The following is a 3,040-nucleotide window of genomic DNA, read 5'->3' on the forward strand; positions in this document are numbered from 1 at the left end:
CGCGGCGACTTCGGGCGCCTGCTGGGCCAGGGCACCGATACTGACACTGATGCCCAGGAGTCCCGCTAGAAGCAGCGGGTAACCAGGTTGTTTCATGGACACGCTCTCGTTGAGGATGAATATTCCCTTTCGAGTGCCCATCGCCGGGGAAGGTTCCGCCCGCTATCGCCAGCCGGGCACGCCTTGTCTGATTACCGTAGAAAAATCCTCACTGCGCCCTGCCTGCCTGGCGCGCAGGGTTATTCGCCCGGCTTCACGCAGCTCGGCCATGGGCAGGCCAGGTTGCAGGCCGCCCATCTTCTCGATGTAGGAAGGCAGGTACCCGGAAAGCAGCAGGCGATAATCCAGGGGCAGACCATCGACGATAGACTGCATCATCCTGAACACCAGCGTGGTGCAGTTGGCGGTGACGGTTTGATAGAAGCGCGGTTGTTCGGCGAGCCTGTTGGCTTCGTTGACATAGGCGAGAAATAGCGAGCGCATGGCGACATCCGATAGCTCCACGCGGTAGAGATAGGCATCCTCACCGCGCACATTGGTACGGACATGCACCACGTCGCGTTCATCACTGGCGATAATCGCAAGCTCGAATTCCTTGAAGAAACCGCCAATCTCGGAAAAAACTTCGGTTTTCTCGCGCCTGACCTCGACCGTGAAGGTGATGAACCGGCCGTCGCTGAACCCGAATGTCACCAGGATGTGAGCGATCGCCGGGATGCCCCAGTAGGAGGTAATCATATCCACGGACTGCAACTGGGTCAGATCGTATTGGCGGGTCTCCCAGACGGCGTCATAGTCGTGCTCGCCTTGCCAGGTGAAATTGCGCACGTTGTGCAGGATAACGTTACTCCCCTGCACTTCACCCGTGGTGATATGCGCCAGATCGTCTGCCCATTGCCGGTCGTGTGTGGGTTCGAGAGAACCCCACCAGCCAAGCAGCAAGGCAAACGCCAGTACATACAGACCGACACCCAGCCAGACCCAGCTACTCCAGAGAAGCCAGAGCACGAACAACAGCCCAACCGACCACAACGCAAGAAGCCCGTTGCGGCCTGCCACACCCCAGGGCGCCTGAAACCAGATCGCCAACAAGGCCCACATGCTGCATAGAACGATAATCACGGTCACCAGCGACAACATGATGCGCAAAGAATACCTCGGCACGGAGTTCTTGGGTGGCAGGACACGCCACCCGCCTGACGGCCACTGTACCGCAATTCAGCAGGTCAAAGTCTCCGTCATCCGCCCGATGATCCAATTCGTTTCCGATCGCCGGTGCCTTGCCGGGGTTGAACAGATCAGCCTCTGCGGGCAGACTACTGGATAGATAACTAGTAGACTCTGTACATGTCCATTGCTTCAATTCCCGAACTCCCTGCGCTGTATTACCTGGATAACTTTCAGACCGCCCTGGCCTGGGTGCGTGAGCGATATGCCGACCTGCTGGATGCACGCGAGCTCGACTTCATGGAGCGGTTTCAGACGTTGGGCACGCCGAGTCAGGCGCTGCTGGTACGCCTTATCATGCGCAAGGGCAGGCATTTCAGGAATAGTAAGCTGAACTATGCCGAGGTTGGTGATATCGACCTGGCTGCGGCGCCGCTGTGTGCACTGGGCTGGCTGTGTACCGATGAGCAGATCGACCTGGAGACGCTGTTCGGGCAGCTGCGCAAGGATGAGATTGTGGCGCACCTGCCAACGGCGGTAGCCCATCGTGGATGCACCAAGGCCGTTATGCTCGAAACACTGAGTACCGTACCTGCCGAAGCAAGACCCCTCAGGCTCTGGTGCCCCGGCTTGCAGGAAACGCTCTACAGTCTGAGAGTGAATGACCTGTGCGATCGGCTGCGGCTGATGTTCTTCGGCAATTTGAGCCAGACCTGGGCCGAGTTCGTACTCGCCGACCTGGGGATCTTCCGTTACGAATCGGTCGATATTTCTCCGCAGTCGCGCGGGTTTCGTTGCCGTGAAGACGTCGATCATTACCTGCACCTGCATGCCTGCCGCGACGCGTTCGATGCCGGGATGCCGGTACCCGACGTACGTCAGATGATCGGTGAGTTCGCCAGCCCCAACCCCTATCTGCGGATGCGTCACGGCAAGCTGCTGTTCACCATGGCACGCCATCTCGAGCGCGAAGAGTCGTTCGAGGAGGCGCTGCAGCTCTACGCGGAATGCGACTATGCCGGTGCCCGGCAACGCCGCATCCGGATTCTGGAAAAGCTCGCTCGCTACCGCGATGCACAGGTTCTGGCCATGGCTGCCAGCGCCAAACCCGAGAGTGACGCCGAGCTGCAGTTGGTCGAGCGTGCGCTGGTTCGGCTCGAGCGCAAACTGGGCAACCCGGTGAGCCACAAGCCGTGTGAGCATAATGCCAATCGCCTGGATCTGCAGATGCGCCGCCCCGGGCATGGCTCGGTGGAACGTGCGGTATGCGAGCAATTCTCCGTAGCACAGGCGCCGGTGTATTACGTCGAGAACGCGCTGATCAACAGTCTGTTCGGTCTGCTCTGCTGGGAGGCGATATTCGCGCCGCTTCCCGGGGCCTTTTTCCATCCCTTCCATGGCGGGCCGGTGGATCTGCACCATGCCGACTTCTACAGCCGCCGGGCGGAGCTGTTCGAAAGCTGCCTGGCACATCTGGAGTCCGGGACCTACCACCAGATCATTCGCGAGACCCATGCACGCAAGTTCGGGATCCAGTCACCCTTCGTTTACTGGGGGCTCGGCGAGGAGGTGCTGGACCAGGCCCTGCTCTGCCTGCCAGCCGAGCATCTGCGCCACTGGTTCGAGCGATTGTTGCTGGATATACGGGCCAACCGCGCCGGCATGCCGGATCTGATCCAGTTCTGGCCGGAGGAACGGCGCTACCGGATGATCGAGGTGAAGGGCCCCGGAGACCGGTTACAGGATAACCAGCGACGCTGGATCGCCTTTTGCGCTCGCCACGGCATGCCGGTGGATGTCTGCCATGTGCGTTGGACCGATGCATGAGTTACCGGGTCGCGGTGCGCAGTCTGTGTGAATTCACCGCCAAGGA

At 60.1% G+C, this 3,040-nt stretch carries 2 protein-coding genes; one reads left to right on the forward strand and one right to left on the reverse strand.

Going from position 1 to position 3,040, the window contains the following annotated elements; all coding sequences use genetic code 11:
• Positions 1 to 162: 162 nt before the first annotated feature.
• Positions 163 to 1,140: a DUF4105 domain-containing protein gene (locus ABYA88_RS15925; protein WP_373188368.1), complete on the reverse strand. Its 978-nt coding sequence runs from the start codon at positions 1,138 to 1,140 to the stop codon at positions 163 to 165.
• A gap of 207 nt (positions 1,141 to 1,347) precedes the next feature.
• On the opposite strand from ABYA88_RS15925, the gene ABYA88_RS15930 reads away from it, so the two are divergent.
• Positions 1,348 to 2,994, forward strand: a complete 1,647-nt coding sequence (locus tag ABYA88_RS15930) for a VRR-NUC domain-containing protein (protein WP_373188369.1) — start codon at positions 1,348 to 1,350, stop codon at positions 2,992 to 2,994.
• Positions 2,995 to 3,040 lie beyond the last annotated feature (46 nt).

This window comes from Halopseudomonas sp., from assembly GCF_041579695.1.
In the GTDB taxonomy this organism is placed as follows: Bacteria; Pseudomonadota; Gammaproteobacteria; order Pseudomonadales; family Pseudomonadaceae; genus Halopseudomonas.